At 66.3% G+C, this 1,151-nt stretch carries 1 protein-coding gene; it reads right to left on the bottom strand.

The window, feature by feature from the left end; genetic code table 11:
* On the bottom strand, positions 1-1,151 hold a 1,151-nt coding region (locus ACXJKR_RS33075), incomplete at both ends, for an autotransporter-associated beta strand repeat-containing protein (protein ID WP_457326464.1).

The following is a 1,151-nucleotide window of genomic DNA, read 5'->3' as shown; positions in this document are numbered from 1 at the left end:
TTTCTCCGGCGTGCTGGGGGGCTCCGGCAACTTCGTCAAGGAAGGAACGGTCAGGCGGCCGGTGAAGGTGTTGGCGCCGGTCAGCCCCTGGAAGCCCGTTCCTTCCTTGACGAAGTTGCCGGAGCCCCCCAGCACGCCGGAGAAAACGTCCGAGCCATTGGCCACGCCCATCGTGAACGCGCTGTAGCCCGCGCCGTTGAAACCGGATTTGATGGTGCCCGCGCCGCTGAGGGAGTCCACGCGGACATTGGCTTCCACACCTTCAAAAGTAGCGCCAGCAGCCACATTCAGCCGGCTCTTGTTGGCGCTCCAGTCCTCGTTGCCATAGGACCCCCCGACCAGGGTGCCGCCCTGCACGTCGATGGTGCTGAACTCGTCCAGCGCGAACACGGCTTTGGACCCGGTCCAAACCGCCATGCCGGCGCCGGTCTTTCTCAGCGTGGCGGCGCTGCCGGCGAATTTCACGTCCACTGCGCCGTCGCGCGTGCCCTGATTCACCTGCAACTCCAGCACCGTACTGCCGCTGAGGTTGAAGGCGCTTGAACGCGATGCGCCCTCCTGCACCAACCAGCCGGCCTCGACGTTGGTGGCGCCGGTGTAGCTCTGGTTGCCGCTCAGCCGCAGAATGCCGGCGCCCTGCTGGTGCAGGCTGCCGCTGCCGGAGATGACGCCCTGATAGCCGATGTCGCCGCTGCGCGCAAACACCAGGGCACCGTTGTTGACGATGCTGCGGGTGGCCAGCGAGCCGCGCACACCGCCTTCGCCCACACGCACGGTGCCGGCCTCGATGCTCAGGGTGCCGGTAAAGCTGTTGTTGCCAAGGAGGGTCTGGGTGCCGCTGCCGACCTTGGTGAAGTTGCCGATCTGGCCTTGGGCGGTGTCGGTGTCGGCCAGCACCCCTTCGAAGGAACCCGAGCCGTTGGCCACGCCGAAGGTAAAACTGCGGTAGCCGGCACCTTGGTAACCCGATTGAATGAGCCCCTCGCCGCTCAGGGTGTCGACCCGCACATTCGCCTCCACCCCACGAAAGGTCGCGTAAGTGCCGACGCGCAGTTGGGACTGGTTGGCGGTCCAGTCGTCGTTGCCGAAGGAGCCGCCCACCAGGGTGCCCAACTGCACATCGATCAGRCCGCCGGCGCCCATCGCAAAGC

It is taken from the genome of Roseateles sp. P5_E11 (assembly GCF_054049355.1).
Note: the sequence above shows the minus strand (reverse complement) of the source record. Positions and strands in the feature narration are given on the sequence as shown.